Annotated in this window: 27 protein-coding genes and 1 pseudogene; 10 read left to right on the top strand and 18 right to left on the bottom strand. The window is 70.0% G+C overall.

The features are described 5' to 3' along the window. Positions 1-451 precede the first annotated feature (451 nt). Entirely contained in the window at positions 452-868 is a 417-nt protein-coding gene (locus AH6_RS38055; RefSeq protein WP_067490460.1) for a nuclear transport factor 2 family protein, read from the bottom strand. 72 nt (positions 869-940) lie between these two features. Here AH6_RS38055 and AH6_RS38050 point away from each other — a divergent pair, with 72 nt between their 5' ends. The 5 genes from AH6_RS38050 to AH6_RS38030 all read left to right on the top strand — a co-directional run bounded on the left by AH6_RS38050 (position 941) and on the right by AH6_RS38030 (position 6,119). After that, on the top strand, positions 941-1,828 hold the full coding sequence (locus AH6_RS38050; protein ID WP_067490457.1) for a LysR family transcriptional regulator: 888 nt from the start codon (positions 941-943) through the stop codon (positions 1,826-1,828). A gap of 213 nt (positions 1,829-2,041) precedes the next feature. Then, positions 2,042-3,724 carry an AMP-binding protein gene (locus AH6_RS38045; RefSeq protein ID WP_067490469.1) on the top strand — a complete coding sequence of 561 codons (1,683 nt, stop codon included), beginning with the start codon at positions 2,042-2,044 and terminating at the stop codon, positions 3,722-3,724. Further along, positions 3,721-5,367, top strand: coding sequence for an AMP-binding protein (locus tag AH6_RS38040; RefSeq protein ID WP_067490456.1), 1,647 nt, complete (start codon positions 3,721-3,723; stop codon positions 5,365-5,367). The genes AH6_RS38045 and AH6_RS38040 overlap by 4 nt, the downstream gene beginning before the upstream one ends. A 54-nt stretch (positions 5,368-5,421) precedes the next feature. Beyond that, complete coding sequence (locus AH6_RS38035; RefSeq protein WP_067490455.1) at positions 5,422-5,724, top strand: hypothetical protein; 303 nt, start codon at positions 5,422-5,424, stop codon at positions 5,722-5,724. Beyond that, positions 5,724-6,119 carry a hypothetical protein gene (locus tag AH6_RS38030; RefSeq protein WP_067490453.1) on the top strand — a complete coding sequence of 132 codons (396 nt, stop codon included), beginning with the start codon at positions 5,724-5,726 and terminating at the stop codon, positions 6,117-6,119. The genes AH6_RS38035 and AH6_RS38030 overlap by 1 nt, the downstream gene beginning before the upstream one ends. Positions 6,120-6,137: 18 nt before the next feature. On the opposite strand, the gene AH6_RS38025 is transcribed toward AH6_RS38030, so the two are convergent. The 10 genes and pseudogenes from AH6_RS38025 to AH6_RS37985 all read right to left on the bottom strand — a co-directional run bounded on the left by AH6_RS38025 (position 6,138) and on the right by AH6_RS37985 (position 11,433). After that, positions 6,138-6,578 (bottom strand): hypothetical protein, encoded by a 441-nt coding sequence (locus AH6_RS38025; protein ID WP_067490445.1) that lies wholly within the window; start codon positions 6,576-6,578, stop codon positions 6,138-6,140. Between the two features lie 22 nt (positions 6,579-6,600). Beyond that, positions 6,601-7,038: a hypothetical protein gene (locus AH6_RS38020; protein ID WP_218006023.1), complete on the bottom strand. Its 438-nt coding sequence runs from the start codon at positions 7,036-7,038 to the stop codon at positions 6,601-6,603. Between the two features lie 290 nt (positions 7,039-7,328). After that, positions 7,329-7,766 (bottom strand): hypothetical protein, encoded by a 438-nt coding sequence (locus AH6_RS38015; protein WP_067490442.1) that lies wholly within the window; start codon positions 7,764-7,766, stop codon positions 7,329-7,331. After that, entirely contained in the window at positions 7,708-8,493 is a 786-nt protein-coding gene (locus tag AH6_RS38010; protein WP_067490439.1) for a DUF5753 domain-containing protein, read from the bottom strand. Before AH6_RS38010 ends, AH6_RS38015 begins: the two co-directional genes overlap by 59 nt. A gap of 222 nt (positions 8,494-8,715) precedes the next feature. Continuing rightward, on the bottom strand, positions 8,716-9,297 hold the full coding sequence (locus tag AH6_RS38005; RefSeq protein ID WP_067490437.1) for a hypothetical protein: 582 nt from the start codon (positions 9,295-9,297) through the stop codon (positions 8,716-8,718). A gap of 482 nt (positions 9,298-9,779) precedes the next feature. Continuing rightward, positions 9,780-9,971 carry a hypothetical protein gene (locus AH6_RS46330; protein ID WP_067490431.1) on the bottom strand — a complete coding sequence of 64 codons (192 nt, stop codon included), beginning with the start codon at positions 9,969-9,971 and terminating at the stop codon, positions 9,780-9,782. Continuing rightward, positions 9,946-10,131 (bottom strand): annotated as a pseudogene (locus tag AH6_RS46325) (transposase); the annotation flags it as partial. The pseudogene AH6_RS46325 and the gene AH6_RS46330, both read right to left, overlap by 26 nt. 367 nt (positions 10,132-10,498) lie before the next feature. Beyond that, on the bottom strand, positions 10,499-10,840 hold the full coding sequence (locus AH6_RS37995) for a hypothetical protein (RefSeq protein WP_067490428.1): 342 nt from the start codon (positions 10,838-10,840) through the stop codon (positions 10,499-10,501). Beyond that, positions 10,837-11,052, bottom strand: coding sequence for a hypothetical protein (locus tag AH6_RS37990; RefSeq protein ID WP_067490425.1), 216 nt, complete (start codon positions 11,050-11,052; stop codon positions 10,837-10,839). Before AH6_RS37990 ends, AH6_RS37995 begins: the two co-directional genes overlap by 4 nt. Before the next feature lie 78 nt (positions 11,053-11,130). Next, positions 11,131-11,433, bottom strand: a complete 303-nt coding sequence (locus tag AH6_RS37985) for a hypothetical protein (protein WP_067490424.1) — start codon at positions 11,431-11,433, stop codon at positions 11,131-11,133. A gap of 243 nt (positions 11,434-11,676) precedes the next feature. Between AH6_RS37985 and AH6_RS37980 the strand changes: the two genes are divergently transcribed. From AH6_RS37980 to AH6_RS37970, 5 genes are all read left to right on the top strand, one after another. Continuing rightward, on the top strand, positions 11,677-12,492 hold the full coding sequence (locus AH6_RS37980; RefSeq protein WP_245679646.1) for a helix-turn-helix domain-containing protein: 816 nt from the start codon (positions 11,677-11,679) through the stop codon (positions 12,490-12,492). After that, positions 12,489-12,701 carry a DUF397 domain-containing protein gene (locus AH6_RS43160; RefSeq protein ID WP_083983859.1) on the top strand — a complete coding sequence of 71 codons (213 nt, stop codon included), beginning with the start codon at positions 12,489-12,491 and terminating at the stop codon, positions 12,699-12,701. Before AH6_RS37980 ends, AH6_RS43160 begins: the two co-directional genes overlap by 4 nt. Next, positions 12,698-12,892: a DUF397 domain-containing protein gene (locus tag AH6_RS43155; RefSeq protein ID WP_083983858.1), complete on the top strand. Its 195-nt coding sequence runs from the start codon at positions 12,698-12,700 to the stop codon at positions 12,890-12,892. Before AH6_RS43160 ends, AH6_RS43155 begins: the two co-directional genes overlap by 4 nt. Before the next feature lie 238 nt (positions 12,893-13,130). Further along, positions 13,131-13,721: an RNA polymerase sigma factor gene (locus AH6_RS37975; RefSeq protein ID WP_067490419.1), complete on the top strand. Its 591-nt coding sequence runs from the start codon at positions 13,131-13,133 to the stop codon at positions 13,719-13,721. Continuing rightward, positions 13,718-14,758: a CU044_5270 family protein gene (locus AH6_RS37970; RefSeq protein ID WP_067490416.1), complete on the top strand. Its 1,041-nt coding sequence runs from the start codon at positions 13,718-13,720 to the stop codon at positions 14,756-14,758. Before AH6_RS37975 ends, AH6_RS37970 begins: the two co-directional genes overlap by 4 nt. 84 nt (positions 14,759-14,842) lie before the next feature. Here AH6_RS37970 and AH6_RS37965 read toward each other — a convergent pair whose 3' ends face one another. The 7 genes from AH6_RS37965 to AH6_RS37935 form a co-directional block, all read right to left on the bottom strand. Further along, positions 14,843-15,664, bottom strand: coding sequence for a phosphotransferase (locus AH6_RS37965; RefSeq protein ID WP_067490413.1), 822 nt, complete (start codon positions 15,662-15,664; stop codon positions 14,843-14,845). Between the two features lie 19 nt (positions 15,665-15,683). Continuing rightward, entirely contained in the window at positions 15,684-16,118 is a 435-nt protein-coding gene (locus AH6_RS37960; RefSeq protein ID WP_067490410.1) for a glycine-rich domain-containing protein, read from the bottom strand. Between the two features lie 133 nt (positions 16,119-16,251). After that, entirely contained in the window at positions 16,252-17,100 is an 849-nt protein-coding gene (locus tag AH6_RS37955; RefSeq protein WP_067490408.1) for a helix-turn-helix domain-containing protein, read from the bottom strand. A gap of 9 nt (positions 17,101-17,109) precedes the next feature. Then, positions 17,110-17,628 (bottom strand): DUF6879 family protein, encoded by a 519-nt coding sequence (locus tag AH6_RS37950; RefSeq protein ID WP_067490405.1) that lies wholly within the window; start codon positions 17,626-17,628, stop codon positions 17,110-17,112. Further along, complete coding sequence (locus AH6_RS37945; RefSeq protein WP_067490402.1) at positions 17,603-17,854, bottom strand: hypothetical protein; 252 nt, start codon at positions 17,852-17,854, stop codon at positions 17,603-17,605. Before AH6_RS37945 ends, AH6_RS37950 begins: the two co-directional genes overlap by 26 nt. Positions 17,855-18,028: 174 nt before the next feature. Then, complete coding sequence (locus tag AH6_RS37940; RefSeq protein WP_067490399.1) at positions 18,029-18,811, bottom strand: ABC transporter permease; 783 nt, start codon at positions 18,809-18,811, stop codon at positions 18,029-18,031. Further along, a complete protein-coding gene (locus tag AH6_RS37935; RefSeq protein WP_067490396.1) occupies positions 18,811-19,779 on the bottom strand; it encodes an ATP-binding cassette domain-containing protein in 969 nt (322 codons plus the stop codon). The genes AH6_RS37940 and AH6_RS37935 overlap by 1 nt, the downstream gene beginning before the upstream one ends. Positions 19,780-19,790: the final 11 nt, after the last annotated feature.

Genomic DNA, 19,790 nt, shown 5'->3' with positions numbered 1-19,790 from the left:
CGGGATGGTTCGGGCACGGGGCTGGGGTTGTTGGTCGGGTGCGGGGCGCGGGCTGAGGTCGCTGGTCATGCGTGGGGCACGGGGCCGGGGTTGTCGGTCACGCGCGCAGCGCGGGCTGAGGTAGTAGCGCGGAGCGCGGGCTTGGCGCGGAGCGTGCCCTTAGCGCGGAGCGCGGGCTTGAAGCGGAGCGTGGGCTTGGCGCGGAGCGTGGGCTTGAAGCGAAGCGCAGGCTTGAAGCGGAGCGCAGGCTTGAAGCGAAGCGCAGGCTTAACGCGGAGCGCAGGCTTAACGCGGAGCGCAGGCTTAACGCAAAGCGCAGAGTTAGAAGCGGAATGCGGGATTTGGACTGTTGGCCACGCGCGGAGCACGGGGCCGGGGTTGTCGGTCACGCACGGAGCGCCAGGCCGAAAGGGTTGATCTGGCACCCCACACGAGGCCAGAGCGTAACCCCTCAGGACGTGCCACCCCCCACAAGAGGTTCCAGAACACGTTCGACCAAAGAGGTATCGCAGTGTTCAACCACCTCAGTAAGGCGTCCCCCAGCCACCCGGAAAACAAAACAGTACGTCTGCGGATAGGACTCACCCCGCGTGGTCGTAGCCGTAGCCCGAGCCTGAACAACAACCCGGTCCCCCTCCGCCAGGATCAGTTCAGCCTCAACCCGGTAGTCGCTGAACTGCGCCATCAGCGGTCGCAGCAGCCCGTGGACAACCCTCTCCTTCGGTCCCCACGTCCCTGACCATGACCACGACCCCGGAAAGATCCAGCGGAAGTCGTCGCTCATCGCGTCGCTGAGGGCGCGCCCGTTGCCCTGCGCCATCTGCTCGAAGATCTCCTGAAGCAGCTTGCTGTTCTCTTCTGCACTCATATGGAGGAGGCTAGGCAACACTAAAGGCATGCTACAAACGACTGTCTCGCATGGTTGATATCGAGGTTTCGCATGGGTGAGTTCACCGTCGTCGGCCTGCGCGTGGTCCGCGAGGCGGCTCGGCACGGCTCGTTCTCCACCGCTGCCGAGCGCCTCGGCTACACGCAGTCGGCGGTGTCCCGGCAGATCGCGCTGATGGAGCAGGCCGCCGGGCGGGTGTTGTTCGAGCGGCAGGCCCGTGGTGTTCGGGTCACCGAGGCCGGGCGGGTGGTGCTCCGGCACGCCGAAACCGTCTTGGCCGAACTGGACGCCGCGCGTGCGGGGCTCAGCGATCTCGGCGAGCGGCCCGAGCGTGTGCGGGTGGGCGCGTTCTCTACCGCGATGGCTGCGCTGGTGCCACGAGCGATCGCCGCCTCACCACGTGTACGAGTACCGCTGCGTGAAGGGCTGAGCGCACGCCTGGCGGCGGCGGTGGCCCGGAGCCGTCTCGATCTGGCGGTGGTCGTGGCCCCGCCCAACGCACCCGACGGCATCGACCTGCTTCCGCTGGTAGACGACCCGTTGCTAGTGGCACTCCCCCGCGCGCACGCGTTGGCGGGCGAAACGGCGGTGCCTCCGCAAGCGCTACGAGACGAGCAATGGATCGCAGGCAGCGCCGACCCGGCCTCGACGCTGCTCGGCACCTGGAGCGACGATCCGCAGGTGGCGTTCGTCGCACGGGACTGGACCGCCAAACTCGGTCTCGTCGCCGCCGGTCTGGGCGTCACAGTGGTGCCAGGGCTCGCGGTGACGATGGTGCCGCCAACGGTGGCGCTGACGCGCATCGACCATCCAGCGGCGGTACGTCCCACAACGATCGTGCGCCGCCCAGAGGCCACACCCGCCACCCAAGAGTTCACCGAAGCCCTGCTCGACACGGCCACAGAGCTGGCGACCGAGCTACGCCACCGCCTGCGCTAGAACCTTCGGCCGGATGCAGGGCGCGGGGGCGGAACGCGAGTCGCAAAGTGCACCCCCGCCCCTCCAGTCCCAAGCCCGCCCCAAAGCCGTCCCCCAACCCCGCCCCCTACCCCCATCCGGGGGTGGCGCGACGGTGTGACCTGGCTAACGATCCTCCTAACGGTGCCGACCGACACCACCCACCCAGCGGTTCCCACCAAGGAGGACGACCCCATGCCCGCAGTCGAGTTCCGGGCGGCGCGCGACTTCCTGCTCGCCCATCGTGACGATTACGCGACGGCCCGGGAGAAGTTCCGCTGGCCCGTCCTCACCGGGTTCAACTGGGCGCTGGACTGGTTCGACCGCGTCGCCGAGGACAACGACAAGCCCGCGCTCTGGATCGTCGAGGAGGACGGTTCCGAGGCCCGCTACTCCTTCGCCGACCTGTCCCGCCGCTCCGACCAGGTCGCCAACCACCTGCGCGCCGCCGGAGTCGAGCGCGGCGACCGCGTCGTCCTCATGCTCGGCAATCAGGTCGAGCTCTGGGAGACCGTGCTCGCCGCCATGAAGCTCGGCGCGGTCCTGATCCCCTGCACCCCCCTGCTCGGCCCGGCGGACCTCGCGGACCGCATTTCGAGGGGAAGGGCCCGGCACGTCGTGACGGGCTCTGCGGACACCGGCAAGTTCGCCGGGCTGGGCGGGGACTTCACGCGCATCGCCGTCGGCGAGCCCGTGGACGGCTGGTTGCGCTACGACGACGCGTACGCCTCCGACGAGCCGTTCCACCCCTACGGTGCCACCCGCGCCGACGACACCCTGCTGCTCTACTTCACCTCCGGCACCACCGCGCAGCCCAAGCTCGTCGAGCACACCCATGCGTCCTACCCCGTCGGGCACCTGTCCACGATGTACTGGCTGGGCCTGCGCCCCGGCGACGTGCACCTCAACATCTCCTCGCCGGGCTGGGCCAAGCACGCCTGGAGCAACGTCTTCGCGCCCTGGAACGCCGAGGCGTGCGTCTTCATCTTCAACTACACGCGCTTCGACGCCGACCGCCTGCTGCGCGAGATGGAGCGCTGCGAGGTCAGCAGCTTCTGCGCGCCGCCCACCGTCTGGCGGATGTTGATCCAGAGCGACCTGGCCGCCCTGTCCACGCCGCCCCGCGAGGTCGTCGCGGCGGGCGAGCCGCTCAACCCCGAGGTGATCGAGCGCGTCGGGCAGGCGTGGGGCGTGACGATCCGCGACGGTTTCGGGCAGACCGAGACGACGGTCCAGATCGCCAACACGCCCGGCCAGCCCGTCAAGCCCGGCTCGATGGGACGTCCCGTCCCCGGCTACGACATCGTGCTGGTCGATCCGCTCACCGGGGAGCCCGGCGAGGAGGGCGAGATCTGCCTCGACCTGCGCGAACGCCCGCTCGGCCTGATGACCGGCTACCACGGCGACGCCGGGCGCACCGCCGAGGCCATGGCGGGCGGCCGCTACCACACCGGCGACATCGGCTCCCGCGACGCCGACGGCTACATCACCTACGTGGGCCGCGCCGACGACGTGTTCAAGGCGTCCGACTACAAGATCTCGCCGTTCGAGCTGGAGAGCGTGCTGATCGAGCATCCGGCGGTCGCCGAGGCGGCGGTGGTGCCGTCGCCGGACCCGGTGCGGCTCGCGGTGCCCAAGGCGTACGTCACGCTGGCGGCCGGGTGGGAGCCGGTCGCCGCGACCGCCGCGTCGATCTTCGAGCACAGCCGCGCGCAACTGTCGGCCTACAAGCGGGTGCGGCTGCTGGAGTTCGCCGAGCTGCCCAAGACGATCTCGGGAAAGATCCGGCGCGTGGAGCTGCGCGCCAGCGAGCTGGACAAGCACCCCGACGCCGACGCCCGCCCCACCGGCGAGTTCCGTGAAGAGGACCTGCGATGACCGAACCGTCCTACGCCTCCGGCACCTCCGCCAAGCCGCTGCTCGGCGACACCATCGGCGCGAACTTCGCCCGCACCGCCGCCGCCTTCCCCGACCGTGACGCGCTGGTCGAGCGCGCGACCGGCCGCCGCTGGTCCTACGACCAGCTCGCCGCCGACGTGGACGCCGTCGCGCTCGGCCTGCTCGACCTCGGCGTCGCCACCGGCGACCGGGTCGGCATCTGGGCCCCCAACTGCGCCGAATGGGTGCTGGTCCAGTACGCGACCGCGCGCATCGGCGCGATCCTCGTCAACATCAACCCCGCCTACCGGGTGCACGAGCTGGAGTACGTCCTCAACCAGGCGGGCGTCCGCACGCTGGTCGCCGCGCCGGAGTTCAAGACCTCCGACTACGCCGCGATGATCGAGCAGGTGCGGCCGAACTGCCCGGACCTGGCCGACGTCCTGCTGCTCGGCGGCGACGCCTGGGACGCCCTGCTCGCCACCGGCCGCGCCGGGGACCGCGCCCGCCTGGACGAGATCGGCGCGACGCTCAGCACCGACGACCCGATCAACATCCAGTACACCAGCGGCACCACCGGCTTCCCCAAGGGCGCGACGCTCTCGCACCACAACATCCTGAACAACGGGTTCTTCGTCGGCGAGCTGTGCGGCTACGACGAGGAGGACCGCGTCTGCGTGCCGGTGCCCTTCTACCACTGCTTCGGCATGGTGATGGGCAACCTCGCGGCCACCAGCCACGGCGCGTGCGTCGTCATCCCCGCGCCCGCCTTCGACCCGCGCGCCACGCTGGAGGCGGTGGCCGCCGAGCGGTGCACGTCGCTCTACGGGGTGCCGACGATGTTCATCGCGGTGCTCAACGAGCCGTCGTTCGCCGAGCACGACCTGTCCTCGCTGCGCACCGGGATCATGGCGGGGTCGCCGTGCCCGGTGGAGGTGATGAAGCAGGTCGTCGACCGGCTGGGCATGGCCGAGGTGACCATCTGCTACGGCATGACCGAGACCTCGCCGGTGTCCACGCAGACCCGCGCGGGCGACTCGCTGGAGCGCCGGGTGTCCACCGTCGGGACCGTGCACCCGCACCTGGAGGTCAAGATCGTCGATCCGGCGACCGGGGCGACGGTGCCGCGCGGCGTGCCCGGCGAGTTCTGCACCCGGGGCTACTCGGTGATGCTCGGCTACTGGGAGGAGCCCGACAAGACCGCCGAGGCGATCGACGCGGCGCGCTGGATGCACACCGGCGACCTCGCCGTCATGGACGGGCAGGGCTACGTCAACATCACCGGCCGCATCAAGGACATGGTGATCCGGGGCGGCGAGAACGTCTACCCGCGCGAGATCGAGGAGTTCCTCTACAGCCACCCCGACATCGTGGACGCGCAGGTCATCGGCGTGCCCGACGCCAAGTACGGCGAGGAGCTGATGGCGTGGGTGCGGCTGCGCGAGGGCGCCGCGCCGCTCACGCCCGACGCGCTGCGCGCCTTCTGCGCCGGACGCCTGGCGCACTACAAGATCCCGCGCTACGTGCACGTGGTGGACGAGTTCCCGATGACGGTCACCGGCAAGGTCCGCAAGGTGCAGATGCGCGCCGAGGCGGTGGAGATCCTGGGCCTGGGCGACGCCGCCGCGACCGAACACGCGTGACCCGGATCACCGCTTTCCCTTCCGCGCGGGCGGCGCGCGCGGCATCCTGCTGGCATGGGTGACGACGCCGGCGCGGTCCGTTCGGCGGTGCTGACGCTGCACCGCCGCACCGGCCTGCCCATGGTGTTCGGCGGGGCCATGGGCGACTCGGAGCGGATGCGCATCACCGAACTGGTCGGCAACACCACCGACTCCCTGACCGGACTGACGGTGCGGCGCGGCAACGGGCTGGGCGGCAAGGCCATGGCGCTGGGCCGTCCCATCTGGGTCGCCGACTACCCGCGCGCCTCGGGCACGAGCACTTCACCGACAAGCAGGACTGCTTCCTGGCCGCCTACGCGCTGGCCGCCGCCCTGATGATCGACGTGGTGGCCTCGGCGGCGGAGGAACCGGTCAGCGCGCCGCTGGCCCGGTTCGACCGGATGCTGGCCGCCTACCTGGACGGCCTGGCGGCCGACGCGGCGCGCTCGCGGACGTTCCTGTTGGAGATCTACGCGGTGGGCCCGGACGCGACCGCCCACCGCTTCGCGGTACAACGCCGCTTCGTGGAACTGATCGCGGAGGCCCTGCACGAAGACCCACGCTGGCAGGCGCTGCCGGACCCGGACTTCACCGGCCTGATGCTGGTCGGCGGGATAGCGAGCCTGGTCAGCGGCAAGGTGGCGACGAACGAACACACCGACCTGCCGACGCTGCGCACCCCGATCCTGGCCCACGTAAGCAGCCTGCTCGACGCGACCGCCCAGCGCTGAAGCACCGCCGGGCACGGCCTAGGAGTCGCGGGGCGCGGTCGGCGGGTTCGCGTGCTGTGGACGATCAGTGCCCGCCGGGCGGGCGCGGCGGGCTTCGATCATGCTCAGGATGCCGACGACGAAGGCGAAGGCAAGACCTGCGGCCATCACGACGTTGCCGGTCACGGTGCCCGCGTTGGAGGAGGTCAGGTTGGGCGTCAGCTGGCCCGCCAGGGTGCCGACACCGACGATCCAGAACGCGATGAGCACCCCGAAGACCGGGTGCCACCACCAGCGGGCGGTGAGCAGCGTCAGCAGACCGGCCACGGCGATGAACAGGATGCCGGGCGGCACGACGACGAAGGACGACAGGGCGTCGGCGAACTTGTCCGGGTCGGCGATCCACTGGATGACCAGGCCCGCGATGCCGACGAGCAGACCGGCGAGCGAGAGGAGCGTGCGGCGGCTCAGAGAGAGCATGATCGGTTCCTTCACGGTGGGGTCAGCGGGAGGCGCGGCGGGCGTGGACGGCCGAGGCCAGCGCGAAGACGGCGGCGGCGGCGAAGCCGAGCATCTGCAGCCACCCGGCGGTGAATTCCAGGACGTGGTCCGGCTGGGTCAGCCGGGTCGCGAACGCGGGCGTGGCGAGCCCGCCGACCAGGAAGAAGGCGCTCGCGGCGACGACGAGCAGCGGGACCCACCGCCACCAGGCCAGCGCCACCAGCGCGGCCAACGCCAGATCGATGAAGGGGCCCGGCCCGTCATAGCCGGGGGCCTCGTCACCGACGGCGGCCAGGACCAGCGCCGTACAGGTGGCGAGCAGGAGGATCCGGTGTCGGCCGTGCGCGCGGCCGATCGCGGTCCGGGCCGCACGATCGCGGCGCGGCGGTCCCGCCCGGTCCCGCGACCGCTGATCGTCGGACGGTGTCGGCAGTGCCATGAGACGGCCTCCTTCGGTGGGCTGCCGCACCATCGTCAGAGGCGGTCACCGCCGCCGTCGTCCCATCGCGGGAGGCTTCCCGCCTACGCCTTCAGGCGTAGCCGGACCGCAGGCCGTCATCAGCGAGTACCCGGCGCTTCTGGGCGCTGGCCGGTCCTGACGCCGACCTGCTCGAAGTGGCGGTGCCGCCGCACCCACGGCACCCCGAGCCGGGCGGCGCGGTCGACCGCGTCCCGCCGGCTCGACGCGACCGCCCGCGTTGAAGGCCCCGAGCGCAATTCGTCTCCGGCTCAGGGGGTGAGGGGGTTGTCCGGCGAGTCGAGCCAGACGCGTTCGCCGTCAGGGGTGACGGTGATGCCGAAGCGGTCGATGTCCGGTCGTCCCCACGCCAGCCACCGGGAGTACGCGGCTTGCACCTCGTCCCACAGGTCGCGGTCCCCGGCCTGCTGGACCTCGTAGGAGTGATCGCCGGGGACGTAGTCCACCGACGCCCAGGAACCGCCGGGGCCGGTGGCGTCCAGGACCCACAGCGTCGCCTCTCCGGTCGGCTCGGTGTCCTCGTGGAACCGCGAGACCACACCCGGCACCAGAGCCGCGATGGCCAGATCGGCGGCCACCGGCGCGTACCGGATCGGCCGGGGGTCGAGCCGCGTGCGGGACCTGGCGGGGTCACCGGCCGCCGAGCCCCAGGAGTCGGGCGGCCCTGCGGCGGGACGCTGGGACCGCATCAGCATGTAGTCCGCAGAACCGCCCCACCGCCGTGCCGTCGCCGACCACGTCGAGCCGCAGCACGGTTCCGAACCCGAAGCCGGGCGAGTACGGAAGCACGATCACTCCTCCCGGCCGGGTCTGCTCGATCCATGCGGGCGGGACGCGCGACACCGCGCACGTGGCGTGGACCCGGTCATGCGGCAACGGGTCGAGTTGCCGGAGGAACCGGACGACCACGGTCGGCATCGACAACGACGAGGTGGCCAGCCCCTCCCCCTCAGCACGCCCGTCCTCGAACTGCGTGATGAGCGGCTGGTCCAGCCCGACCACCTCGGCGAAGACCCGCCGGTAGATCTCCACCTCGCCCGGCGCGGTGATGGTCAACTCGGCCGTGGGCGTCTCGGTGATCACGCGCCGTCCGTCGAAGATCCAGAAGGTGGGCACCGACCAGATGCGGCGGGCCCGGTCACGGGGGATGACCCCGAGCGAGACCTGCGGCCACGTGGCGACGTCGCGCAAGTGATCGAGCTGCTCCCGCATCATCACGCGGGACCCGATCCGGAACCACGGTGCCGATTCCTCCAGGACGACGGCGAACGTCCGCCTTCCGGACCGGACGACCCGCTGTCTCTCCATCCGCGCCTCGACGGCGTCCGCGAGGTCGCCGGGGAAACCGTGGAATTCGTTGAACCGCCCCATGCGCGCCGTCGCATAGGCACTGGTCTGGAACAGCCCGGGGATCACCCCGGGCTCAGTGTCTGTTTCCCATTCCCTGATCAACGCTGTCAGCGCTGACCTGCATAGCGTTCGGCGTAGCCGTTTGCGTTCTGGAGCCGTCACGTCGTGACGCCTTCGCGTGACGCTAACTCGACCAGTTGCGTGTTCTGCGTGATCGCCGCCGGGGAGGCCCCGGCGGCGATCGTCGCCGACTGGGAGGACGTGCCGGTGGTCGTGCCGGTGATCAGGTCAGGGGACGGTGACGGCGACGGCCAGGCCCTTGATGTGGATGTAGTTGGTGTTGTGGTCCTGGGCGGCGGAGTCCTTGGTGTTCTTGGCCCAGTAGCCGCCGTTCTTGTGGGCGCCGGCGTAGATGACGTAGCGGTCGGCGCTGGCGGGGAAGCGGACGGTGTCGCGGAAGACGCCGTCTTCGCCGCAGCTGCCGCCCAGGTCGTCGAACGTGGGGGCGCCGCCGCTGTAGCGGCGCTTCTCGAACGTGCCGGTGACCGAGCACGCGCCGGCCTTCTCGGGGTGCCAGGCCAGGCCCCAGTAGTACTGGAACCGGGCTTCCAGGGTGGCCTCGACGGCCTTGCCGCCGCCGGGCAGGGCGACGGGCTTGGCGCACAGCTTCGCCAGGGCGCGGGTGTAGCCGTTGGAGGACTTGAAGATCTGGGTGCCGCTGCCGGGAGCGCACACCTCGGCCGCCGGCGCGGGCGCGGGCGCGATGGATGCGGCGTGAGCGGGAGCGGCGGTGCCGGTGCACAGGACGGCTGCGACGCCGGCGGTCAGGAAGGCCCGGACCGCGTCCGGTCGACTACTGAGAGTGTTCACACTGTCACAATAGTGAATTCCGGTGGAGCCGGGGGTTGAGCAGGAGGCGTGGAGCTGCTCGGGGAAGCTTCATGGCGTGGGCCGGGCCCGGAAGTGTGTGGTGGGCGGCGTGCGGTTGCCGGGGGAGTCGTCGCCGCGGCGCAAGTACTGTTCGGCGGCGTGTGGAATGCGGGCGTATCGGGCGCGCAAACGTGCCGCTGAACAGGAGAAGTCGGCTGCCACGATGATTTCGCAGGAGGCGGCGGCGTGGCTGCGGACTCCGGCCGGGTGGCGAGCGAGGTTGGTTGCGTGGAGGCACTGCCCGGTGTGCGGAGTGCTGGTGTGGGCCGGTGTGCGGCGGCGCGCGGATGCGGTCCACTGCTCACCGAAGTGCCGGCTGCGGGCGTGGCAAGCACGCCAGGAGGCCGTGGTCGAAGCGGACGATCTCAACGGTCAGCCGTTTCCGGCGTCCTGGTATGGCCGGTTGTTGAAACGGCTATTCGCTAGGCGGCCAGCGTGTGGGGCGCGGCGGTTTGGGCGGGTTGCTTGCGGGTGAGGCGGCGGGTCATCAACATGATCGCCGCCCAGGTGATCATTGCTTCGGAGTGGGCGGCGCGGCGTTCGTGGTCGCGGCGGTTGCGGCGGGCGCGGGCAGCGCTGGGCGCGCAGCCGGATCTGTTCGCGTAGCCGGTCACGGATCTGGGTGATCACCCCGTGGTGGCTCCAGCGAGCGAAGAAGCCATAGACGGTGCGCCAGGGCGGGAAGTCGGCTGGCGGCACGCGCCATTTGCAGCCGTTGTCGACCGGGTAGCGGATGGCGTCGACGATCTCGCGGCGCGGGTGGGTCTCAGGCCGGTCGCGACCATCAGCTGCTTGGTGGTCAGCCCGGCGGGCCGGGCCTCCAGCAACGCCACCCGGACCCGTTCCCCGCAGATGTTCTCGGGGATGCGGGGCCGCAGGCCGCCGCCGCGAGGCTTCTCGCCGCCTTTGGCTTCAGCCATCGTCTCCGCCGATCAACCGTAGAGCCATGGCCTTCTCCAGACTGGAGGATGCTCGGCTACGTCTCCTTGGCGGCCTTGCCCCGGGCCGCCGCGCGGTCAGGAGAGAACGGACTTGTGTTTCCGCGGAAGCCCCGCCGCGTTGAAGGCCCCCAGCGCAACGGGGGTGGTGCGCTGGGGGCCTTCGGGCGGGTGGCGGCGTCGGGGGAAGGCGCCGCCGCCCGCTACCCGGGGCTTTCCGGCCCCGGGAGTTGGGACGGGCCGGGGCGCTCGCCGCTCCCCTCCTTGCCCGGCGAGGGCCCCGGCTCGTCGTCTGGGAGGTCCTGGCCTCGGACTATCTCGCCTGCGCGCGTCAGTTCCTCACCGGCGAGCGCGGCGAGCTGACGGCGCGTGGAGTTCAGGAAGCCGTGCGCGCTCATGGCGCGGTCGAAGGCGGCGAAGACGATGCTGACGGCACGGGCCGCGCGCACCTGGGACGCGGTGGCCTCGCGCTCGAAGACTTCGCGCTCGTTCTGGAGGCGGGCCAGGTCGCGTTCCAGCTGCGCGATGCGCTCGGCGTCGCTCATCCCTGTTGTCTTTCGTCCTCGGTGTGCGTGAGAGGTGCCAGCGCGGACGCGGCGAAGTCGCGCACCCGCTCCCGCGTCGTGTCGGGGACGCCGAACGTGCGCATGGCCTCTTCGTAGACGAGCTGGACGACGCACACGACGAAGCGCCGGTCTTCTTTCGCGACGTTCAGCGCTTCGCGGTGGAAGGCGAGGGCACGTTCGGTCTCATTCATCGTGGCCTCCTTCGCGGAGTTCCACGGTCGCGGCGCTTGCGGCGGATGGCGTGCGGGCGTCGTCGTTCGGCTTGCGCTTCATGGCCGTCCTCCTGACGCGACGAGCGTCCAGAGGGTGCGCCGACAGACGTTCAGGGTTTCCTGGACGGCGTTGTCCTGGACGGGCGTGATCGTCGTCGGGCTTCCGGGTCCGGGACCGCCGCCGTCCGGTGCCCAGGCGTACCACCAGCGCCCGTCGAGGAAGTTGGCCGTCACCGAGACGGCGGGACTGGTGCCGCGCCCGGCGAAGGAGACGACCACGCGGAGCGCCGAGGTCTCGTCCCAGATCAGGACGCCGCGAAGGTCGCTGGCGCGCTGGAGCGCGGCGAGGAGTTCGTCCAACACCTGGCGGCGGGGGTTGACGCGCCCGAAGCCGGTGTTTTGGTGGCTCGACGGGACGGGCTGGAGCGAACCGCCGGAGCGCGCATGGCGTCCGCGCCGACGTCCAGACCATGACGGGCGAGCTCGGGAGAACATGTCCCCACCTCCGGAAGGCTGTTCATCAATTGGCTTACAGAGTGCGCCCTCACGAATTAAGCTCGCTACGTTCCTAGCCGAAGTGGAACGTCTGGAACGGTGACGATCATGCAGAACCGCCTTGATCCAAATCGCTCGCTCTGGGACGTCATTGCAGTTCAGGTGCGTCTTTATCGCCTCCGGCACGGACTAACGGGAGATCAACTAGCGCAGATTCTGGGATGCCAACGTTCCCAAGTTTCCAGAGTCGAGAACGGACTTAGGAAGCTAAGTGCCGAATATGCGACGATTCTCGACACGACATGGAAGACCGAGGGCCTGTTCTCCTTCCTCGTGCGGCACGCCTCCGCCCGCTCGACGGATGACGGATGGCTGACCGGTCTGCAGGAACTTGAAAAGGACGCGAGCCGCGTACGCCTATGGGAGCCGTCCGTTGTTCCGGGCCTCCTCCAGACGCCGGACTACGCACGCGCACAGCTCCGAATGGGGCTCGCCTCCGAGGACGAGGTGGAGGCGGCGCTCAAGGTTCGGCTCGCCCGTCAGGTGGCCGTATTCGACCGTTCGACCCCGGCGCTCTTCACGGCCATCCTTTCCTGGACGGTGATCGAGCAGTCCGTCAACAGGCCCGGCATCATGCGGGAACAGCTTGAGCACCTGATAGCCATGACGGAGCGCCCTAACGTGGCGATCTGCGTTGTGGAGAAGTCCGCAGGAATTCACCAAGGCCACGATGGGCCCGTGAGGCTCCTGACGGTGGACGGCAGGGACATCGGTTTCGTCGAGGCACCGATGGGCGGCCGTCTGCTACTCGACCCGAAAGACATCCAAGATGTCGCGATACGGTACGACCAGGTATCAACGCTAGCGGCATCCTGGGATCGCTCTCGGGAACTGCTACACGAGGCGATGGAGCACCACCCGTGACCGAATGGCGCAAGGCGAGCCGGAGCAGCAGCACTGGCGGTGAATGTGTGGAGATGCGGCGAGCCGCCGGAACGGTGGGCCTTCGCGACTCCAAGGACCCCAACGGCCCACACGTCACACTCGCCCTGACCGCCGCCCGCAACCTCCTCACCACCATCAAGGCGGAATCCCGCGAAGAGATCGAGAAGGCAAGAGAGGGCTACGCATGACCTACACGACCGCGTGGCGCAAAGCGAGCCGGAGCCACTCTGACGGCGGCGACTGTGTGGAGATGCGGCGGGCCGCCGGAACGGTGGGACTCCGCGACTCCAAGGACCCCAACGGACCGCACTTCACCCTCCCCCTGACCGCCGCCCGCGACCTCCTCACCACCATCAAGGCGGACGCCTGGAAGGCGTGACGCCGCTCCCCCCAGCACTACCGAAGGGCCCCAGCCAACGCTGGGGCCCTTCGGCGTCGAGGCAGATCAACAATCCAGCGCGCGCCTGCACCGGCCTGACCGACCTCATCAGGTCGCTCAGTCTCGCGCGCGGTCCGGCCAATCCGAGAAACTTCCAAGGAAGTGGGAACCCGCCCCAACACTTCGGTCCTGTACGGGTGATTCCTCCGAAAGGAACCCCCATGAACGGACGAGGCACGTGACCGCGCCGTCGGAGATCGACGAGGCGTCCGACGCCGAGGTGCTGGCCCGGTCGGTGCACGAGCCCGAGTGGTTCGCGACGGTCTTCGACCGGCACATCGACGCGATCCACCGGTACGCCGCCCGGCGGCTGGGCGCGGAGATCGCGCAGGACGTCGTCGCCGAGACCTTCCTGACCGCCTTCCGCAAACGCGCGGGCTACGACCCGCGCAGGCCCGACGCCCGGCCCTGGTTGTACGCGATCGTCACCAACGCGATCCGCGCGCACAAGCGCGCCGAAGTGCGCCGCAACCGCGCGCTGGCCCGCGCGGGAGGCCGCGCCGAGGGCGAGCCCTTCACCGAGCGCAGCGACGCCCGGCTCACCGCGCAGCGGCTCCAGCCCGCGCTGGCCGCCGCGCTGGCGAAGCTGTCGGCGGCCGACCGCGACCTGCTGCTGCTCATCGCCTGGGCCGACTTCAGCTACGAGGAGGCCGCCGACGCGCTCGGCATCCCGGTCGGGACCGTCCGGTCCCGGCTGCACCGCATCCGCAAGAAGACCAGCCGCTTCCTGGGCGGCGACCCCCTGAGCACCGGCGAGGAGCAGGCATGAGCACCGACGAACTGATCACCACTTTCCGGGACGGCCGCCCCGAGGTGGCCCCCTACGACGCCGTCGACAAGGCCCGGCTGCGGTTGCGCGTGCAGTCCGGCGAGCCCGCGCCGACGCGCCGTTCCGCGCGCCGTCCGCTGCTGCTGGCCGGGGCGCTGACCGGCGCGTTCGCGGTCGGCGGCGGCGTGCTCGTCGCCGTCCAGCCGGGGGGCGGCGAGCCGCCCGCGCGCGTGCGCCAGGTCTCGGCCGTCACCGCGCTGGCCGAGGGGGCGGAGCGCGCGGCCCGGGGCCCGGAGGGCGCGCTGGGGCCGCGCCAGTGGGTCTACCTCAAGTCCGTCTACGCGCCGACGCAGGAGGGCGGCGCGGGACCGGCGCTGTTCGGCCGTCCCGGCAAGCTCGTCACCCGCGAGATGTGGCGACGCACGGACGAGAAGGCGTTCGCCTTCATGGAGGGCGGCAAGCTGCGGGTGGCCTCGGGCTCCAAGTTCGTCCCGTCGGGGCCGCTGCGCATGGACTACCCCACGCTGCTGGCCCTGCCGGACAACGCCACGGCGATGCTCGCCCACATCCGGAAGATCGTCGACGCGGAGGAGCGGCAGAGCCGGAGCCGCGCCCAGAAGGGCGGCAAGCTCAAGCCCGGGACCAAGACCCCGCCGCCCCCGCCCGCGCCGCTGACCGCCGCGCAGCGCGACGCCCGCGCCTTCGACGTCGTCTCGCAGTACCTGCGCGGCGCGCTGTTCCCCGCGCGCCAGCGGGCCGCCCTGTACGGCGCGCTGGCCAAGATCCCGAGCGTCCGCTACGCCGGTCGGGCCGATGACCTGGCCGGTCGGCGCGGTGTCTCGCTCTACCTGGACCTTGACGGCAAGGAGCACCACGAGGTGTTCGTCGACCCGAAGACCTACTCCTACCTGGGCTTCCGGGTGACGGCGCTGCGCAGCTACACCGACGCGGGCCGGCTCGGCGTCCGCAAGGGCCAGATCCTCGGCTGGGGCTCGCTGACGGCGGCGAAGGTCGCCGCCCCCGGCAAGCGGTCCTAGGCGTCGCGACGCTCTCCCCGCATGATCGAAGGGCCCCGGCAACGCTGGGGCCCTTCGACGTTGAAACAGCTCGACGGCCTGCCCTTACCGCCCGGGAGGTCGGGCCCGTCGATGATCAGCCCACTGCTGTCCCAGGGCGGCCAGTTCGGCCTTCCACGGCACTGCGGGATCGGCGCTGCTGCGCCGCCGCCAGGACTCGGCGAACGCCCATGCGAGCAGGTCGATGGCCGTCGGATCGGTCCCGGCCCACGAGGGGAACCGCGCCGACCAGCGGGCCACCTGGTCAGGGCTGTGTCCGGCTTTGAGCAGCCAGGGAATGAGCAGCGCCAGTTCCACCCAGGCGGCTCCGCGCGAGGTGAAAGCCCAGTCCACGACACAGGCGCGGCCCTCGGGGGTGATCAGCAGGTTGGCGGGGTTCAGGTCGGCGTGGAGCAGAGCGCCGCCCGCCATCGCGGAGACGTCCGCCAGGACCGGCTGCCAGCGTCGCTCCACCTGGAGCACGACCGCATCAGGAGCGGCCATCGCCTGGAACGCTTCCAGGACCTCGGTCAGGACGGCCAGATCCGGAGAGCCCGGCGTGTAGTCGGCATGGCGCGCCTCGACGTACTCGAACCCCAGCAGCAGCCATCCCGCCTCCTCCACGGTCCACAGGAGACGGGGCGCGTACGGCTGCACATGCGGGTTGATCCGGGCCTCGTTGCGCAGGGACCAGATCTCGGGGCCGTCCCGGTCGGCCTCCTTGCGCGCCCCCTTGACGAAGACGGGCCCCGAGGACGCGCGCAACGTCCCCGCGATATGAGCATGGTTGCCCGAAGGGGCCGGCACGAGCCCGGCCACCGCACCGACCTGCTCTTGGACGGCGTCCCTGACCGGCTGGGGCAGGTCGCCCCACGCACTGCGCGGCATCAACGCCCTTCCCGTCGGCTCACACACATGGATTGGCCGGGCAGCAGGACTCCCCGGTGCCCCAGAATTCCATCTCCACCCGATACCCGGTGGCCCGCAGCGCCGGAACGGTGCGGGCCATCGCCGCCCCGGAGCTGATGTCCTCGATCATGATCGGGACGTGGTGGACGAACCGCCCGGCGACGCGCTCGCAGAACTCGGCGTACTCGTGGGTGTGCTCGATGAAGCAGTGCCAGCCGGGGTCCACGGCGATGTCGGGAACGATCCGGAGGCCGGGATTGTCGGCGACCGCCTTGAGGTAGACCAGGGTCTGCTCGATGACCCGTTCGGCGTAGCGGACGGTGACCCGGTGCCGCGTCACCATGAACCTGACGAGCTTGCCGAAGGTCTCCGGCGAGACCAGTTCGCGCGGGTCCTTGACGACGTCGGCGGTGCGTTCGGAAACAACGGTCATCTCGGCTTCCTCCTCGAAAGCCTCGGGCGCGGCCTGCCGCCGCGCGCGTCGTGAACCGGGAAGGTCCACGCACAGAACGCTAGGAAGTCGCCCTCCACCACATCCAGGGACTTGCGTCGACTTGCACGTCAATTCAGAACCCGGCGATCGCCGCGGTGATCAGCTTGCGCGCGGGCGCACCGTGCACCGCCATGCCGGAGAGTGCCGCGAAAGCCCGCCGGTACAGGTCGAGCTCGCCCGGCCGCTGAACAGTGATCTTCGCTGAGACCGTCTCCAGGACGACCTGAGCGTCGTCCAGCATCCAGAAGCCTTCGACAGGCCACATGCCGCGCTCCGCCGCGAAGGGGATGATCCCCAGAGAGACCGACGGCAGCGACATCACGTCGAGCAGATGACCGAGCTGTCCGGCCATGACAGCGGGATCACCGATACGCGCGTGCAGTACGGACTCTTCGATGACCACCGCGAAGCGGTGCGCACCGGAGTAGAGCAGGCGTTGACGCTCGACACGCGCCGTCGCCGCCTCATCATCGCCTCCGGGGATCGCGAACAATTCAGAGATTCGCCCGAGAAGCGCAGCCGCATACCCGTGAGTCTGGAAAAAGCCGGGCACCACACCCGGCTCATAGATCCGGAACATCTCAGTCTGATCCCACAGGGGGATGACGGCCTCTTGAAGGCGCTTCAAACCGCCTCGCTGCATGCGCTGCCATTCCACGTACGCGGCATCGAGCTGGCGATTGACCGTTATCAGGTCCAAAATCACCTGCTCATCGGCACCACAGGCCAGGCACCAGCTCCTGATGTCGGTGTCGGTGAGGGCCTGCTTACCCGACTGGATGCGACTGCATTTCGACTCGTGCCAGCCGCAGGCACGTGCGACCTCGCGGGCGGAGAGGCCCGAATCAAGCCGGACGTCCCGCAGGCGCGCCGCCAGAACTTCACGGGCCTGCTGGACCGCGGACGAGGGGTGCCGGGGCATGGCGACGATTCAGGAGGGCCGGTACTCCCGATGGTCGGTGGCCCGTTCCCATACCGCGTCAAAGGAGTCTCGGCACATCTTGGCCATATCCGGGTCACGGAGCACTTCGTTGCCCGCCCACTCTCCCCTGCCGTCGAAGTGGTTCCAGACCAACAGCTCGTCGTCGAACACCCAGAAGTCAGAAGGCGGGACAAGAAGTCCGGACGTGTGATGGCGCGGCAGCCAGCGCACCTCCTCCCCGGCCGCGATGTTCACTGGCCCGGTGCACTCCCAGAGCCAGCGCGCGTAATCGGAGAGAGGCTCTGAGACGATGCGAGCCCGCCGGACCGCGACCCGCCTCGAAACCGCTTCCTCGACGATCGACGCCCACCACTCATCAGAGTCGTCCGTCTCGACGAGGCCGCTTTTCAGCCACCGGGTGAACGATTCGTCGGCCATGTAGGCGTCGCGCAGTTCGAGATGGACCGCCGAACGGGTCGTGGCGGCAAGAAGCGCCGCGAAGTCATCGCCGGTCAGGGGCGCGTCCATCAAGAGCCTCCAAAGCCTTGAGGATGATCGGCTTCATGCGTGCAGGCAAGCGCACCGACGACTCGTTCGCCGCAGTACGGCTGTGCGAAGAGATCTCAGCCAGCACGGCCGCATCCGTCTCAGTCCATCCCTGGAACACGATTTCACCCGTCACGCGGTCGATGAAGACCGCCGGGGAGCCTTGGTTCTTGCTGGTGTCGTCCTTGCCATAGAACTCCAGAGCCACGGCGACCTCCGCGTCAGGCGGTGTGCGCGGCCTTGCGCGCACTGTGCTGCGATCCTCCGTTCGTGCATCTGCTCCGTCAAGGTTGCCGATGCGGACCTAACGCAGAAGCCACAAAGGTGCAGGGCCGTCGGACCTGGTGGTCCGACGGCCCTGCGCGGGGGTGCTCCTTGCTGGTCAGGCTTTGTTGAAGGTGTGCTTGGCCCACAGGTAGGAGACCAGGGCGATGCCTGCGCACCAGGCGGTGGCGATGGCGGCGCTGTTGCCGATCGGGGTGCCCAGCAGCAGGCCGCGGACGGTCTCCATGATCGGGGTGAAGGGCTGGTACTCGGCGAACCAGCGGATCGCGGTCGGCATGGAGTCGGTGGGGACGAAGCCGCTGCCCAGAAAAGGCAGCAGAATCAGGGGCATGGGGGCGTTGCTGGCGGCCTCGGGGGTGGAGGACTTCAGGCCCAGGGCGACGGCGAGCCAGGTGATGGCGGTGGCGAACAGGGTCAGCAGTCCGGCGGTGGCCAGCCACTCGACGGCCGTGGCGTTCGGGCGGAACCCGATCGCGGCGGCGATCCCGACCAGGACGGCCATGCCGAGCAGCTGCTGGATCACGCTGGCGACGACGTGGCCGGTCAGGACCGAGGCGCGGGAGATCCGCATGGTGCGGAAGCGGGCGATGATGCCTTCGGTCATGTCGGTGGCGACCATGACGGCGGTGCCGGTCGCGGCGGTGGCCGCCGCCATGAGCAGGATGCCGGGGACGACGTAGTTGACGTAGGCGCTACGGCCGCCGCCGCTTCCGCCGAGGCCCGCGCCGAGTGTGCCGCCGAAGACGTAGACGAACAGCAGCAGCAGGATGACCGGCGTGATGATGAGCTGGATGGTCATGGACGGGTAGCGGACCAGGCGCTTGAGCTGCCGGCCGATCATGGTGGAGGAATCGCGGGCGGCGAGGGCGAGGGTGCTCATCAGACGGTCTCCTGCTTCTGGTCGTTGCGCTGCCCGGTGAGGGTGAGGAACACGTCGTCCAGGTCGGGGGTGTGGACGCTGAGTTCGGCGGGTTCGATGCGGGCGGCCTCCAGCTGGGCGAGCAGGCCGCGCAGGGCGGCGACGCTGCCGTCGTTGGGGACCTGGAGGGTGAGGCGGGCGTCGTCGGAGGTGTCCAGGAAGCCCTGGCCCAGGACGTCCAGCGCGTTCTTCAGCGGGGCTTCGTCGGTGAAGCGCAGGGTGACGTGGCCGCCGGGGATGAGGCGCTTGAGTTCGTTGGCCGTGCCCTGGGCGATCAGTCGCCCCTGGTCCAGCAGGGCGATGTGGTCGGCGAGCTGGTCGGCTTCCTCCAGGTACTGCGTGGTCAGGAAGATGGTGACGCCGGTCGCGACCAGCTCGCGGACGATCTGCCACATGGCGCGGCGGCTGCGGGGGTCCAGGCCGGTGGTGGGCTCGTCCAGGAAGATCAGGCGGGGGTCGCCGACCAGGGTCATGGCCAGGTCCAGGCGGCGCTGCATACCGCCGGAGTAGGTGGAGGCGGGCTTGCCCGCGGCCTCGACCAGGTCGAAGCGTTCCAGCAGCTCGTCGGCCTTCCGCTTTCCTTCTGCCTTGGGGAGGTGCTTGAGGTTGGCCATCAGCAGCAGGTTCTCCCTGCCGGTGAGCAGCTTGTCGACCGCCGAGCACTGCCCGGTCACCCCGATCGCGCCGCGTACGTCGTCGGGGTTGCGGGCCAGGTCGTGCCCGGCGACCTGGACGTCACCGGCGTCGGGGGCGATGAGGGTGGACAGGATCTGCACCGTGGTGGTCTTGCCCGCCCCGTTGGGGCCGAGCAGGGAGAAGATCGTTCCTTCGGGGACGGCCAGGTCGATGCCGTCGAGCACGACCTTCTCGCCGGTCTTGTCGCGGTAGGACTTGCGCAGTCCGCTCGCCGCTATGGCCAGGTTCGTCATGGCGATTGCTC

It is taken from the genome of Actinomadura hibisca NBRC 15177 (assembly GCF_001552635.1).
Lineage (GTDB): Bacteria > Actinomycetota > Actinomycetes > Streptosporangiales > Streptosporangiaceae > Spirillospora > Spirillospora hibisca.
The sequence above is the reverse complement of the archived record's forward strand: the minus strand, read 5'-3'. Positions and strand labels throughout refer to the sequence as shown.

Bases quoted from the DNA above. Each gene is read 5' to 3' on its own strand.
- AH6_RS38055 (WP_067490460.1), bottom strand. From the start codon at position 868: ATGAGTGCAGAAGAGAACAGCAAGCTGCTTCAGGAGATCTTCGAGCAG.
- AH6_RS38050 (WP_067490457.1), top strand. From the start codon at position 941: ATGGGTGAGTTCACCGTCGTCGGCCTGCGCGTGGTCCGCGAGGCGGCT.
- AH6_RS38045 (WP_067490469.1), top strand. From the start codon at position 2,042: ATGCCCGCAGTCGAGTTCCGGGCGGCGCGCGACTTCCTGCTCGCCCAT.
- AH6_RS38040 (WP_067490456.1), top strand. From the start codon at position 3,721: ATGACCGAACCGTCCTACGCCTCCGGCACCTCCGCCAAGCCGCTGCTC.
- AH6_RS38035 (WP_067490455.1), top strand. From the start codon at position 5,422: ATGGGTGACGACGCCGGCGCGGTCCGTTCGGCGGTGCTGACGCTGCAC.
- AH6_RS38030 (WP_067490453.1), top strand. From the start codon at position 5,724: ATGATCGACGTGGTGGCCTCGGCGGCGGAGGAACCGGTCAGCGCGCCG.
- AH6_RS38025 (WP_067490445.1), bottom strand. From the start codon at position 6,578: ATGCTCTCTCTGAGCCGCCGCACGCTCCTCTCGCTCGCCGGTCTGCTC.
- AH6_RS38020 (WP_218006023.1), bottom strand. From the start codon at position 7,038: ATGGCACTGCCGACACCGTCCGACGATCAGCGGTCGCGGGACCGGGCG.
- AH6_RS38015 (WP_067490442.1), bottom strand. From the start codon at position 7,766: ATGCGGTCCCAGCGTCCCGCCGCAGGGCCGCCCGACTCCTGGGGCTCG.
- AH6_RS37995 (WP_067490428.1), bottom strand. From the start codon at position 10,840: ATGAGCGACGCCGAGCGCATCGCGCAGCTGGAACGCGACCTGGCCCGC.
- AH6_RS37990 (WP_067490425.1), bottom strand. From the start codon at position 11,052: ATGAATGAGACCGAACGTGCCCTCGCCTTCCACCGCGAAGCGCTGAAC.
- AH6_RS37980 (WP_245679646.1), top strand. From the start codon at position 11,677: ATGCAGAACCGCCTTGATCCAAATCGCTCGCTCTGGGACGTCATTGCA.
- AH6_RS43155 (WP_083983858.1), top strand. From the start codon at position 12,698: ATGACCTACACGACCGCGTGGCGCAAAGCGAGCCGGAGCCACTCTGAC.
- AH6_RS37970 (WP_067490416.1), top strand. From the start codon at position 13,718: ATGAGCACCGACGAACTGATCACCACTTTCCGGGACGGCCGCCCCGAG.
- AH6_RS37965 (WP_067490413.1), bottom strand. From the start codon at position 15,664: ATGCCGCGCAGTGCGTGGGGCGACCTGCCCCAGCCGGTCAGGGACGCC.
- AH6_RS37960 (WP_067490410.1), bottom strand. From the start codon at position 16,118: ATGACCGTTGTTTCCGAACGCACCGCCGACGTCGTCAAGGACCCGCGC.
- AH6_RS37955 (WP_067490408.1), bottom strand. From the start codon at position 17,100: ATGCCCCGGCACCCCTCGTCCGCGGTCCAGCAGGCCCGTGAAGTTCTG.
- AH6_RS37950 (WP_067490405.1), bottom strand. From the start codon at position 17,628: ATGGACGCGCCCCTGACCGGCGATGACTTCGCGGCGCTTCTTGCCGCC.
- AH6_RS37940 (WP_067490399.1), bottom strand. From the start codon at position 18,811: ATGAGCACCCTCGCCCTCGCCGCCCGCGATTCCTCCACCATGATCGGC.
- AH6_RS37935 (WP_067490396.1), bottom strand. From the start codon at position 19,779: ATGACGAACCTGGCCATAGCGGCGAGCGGACTGCGCAAGTCCTACCGC.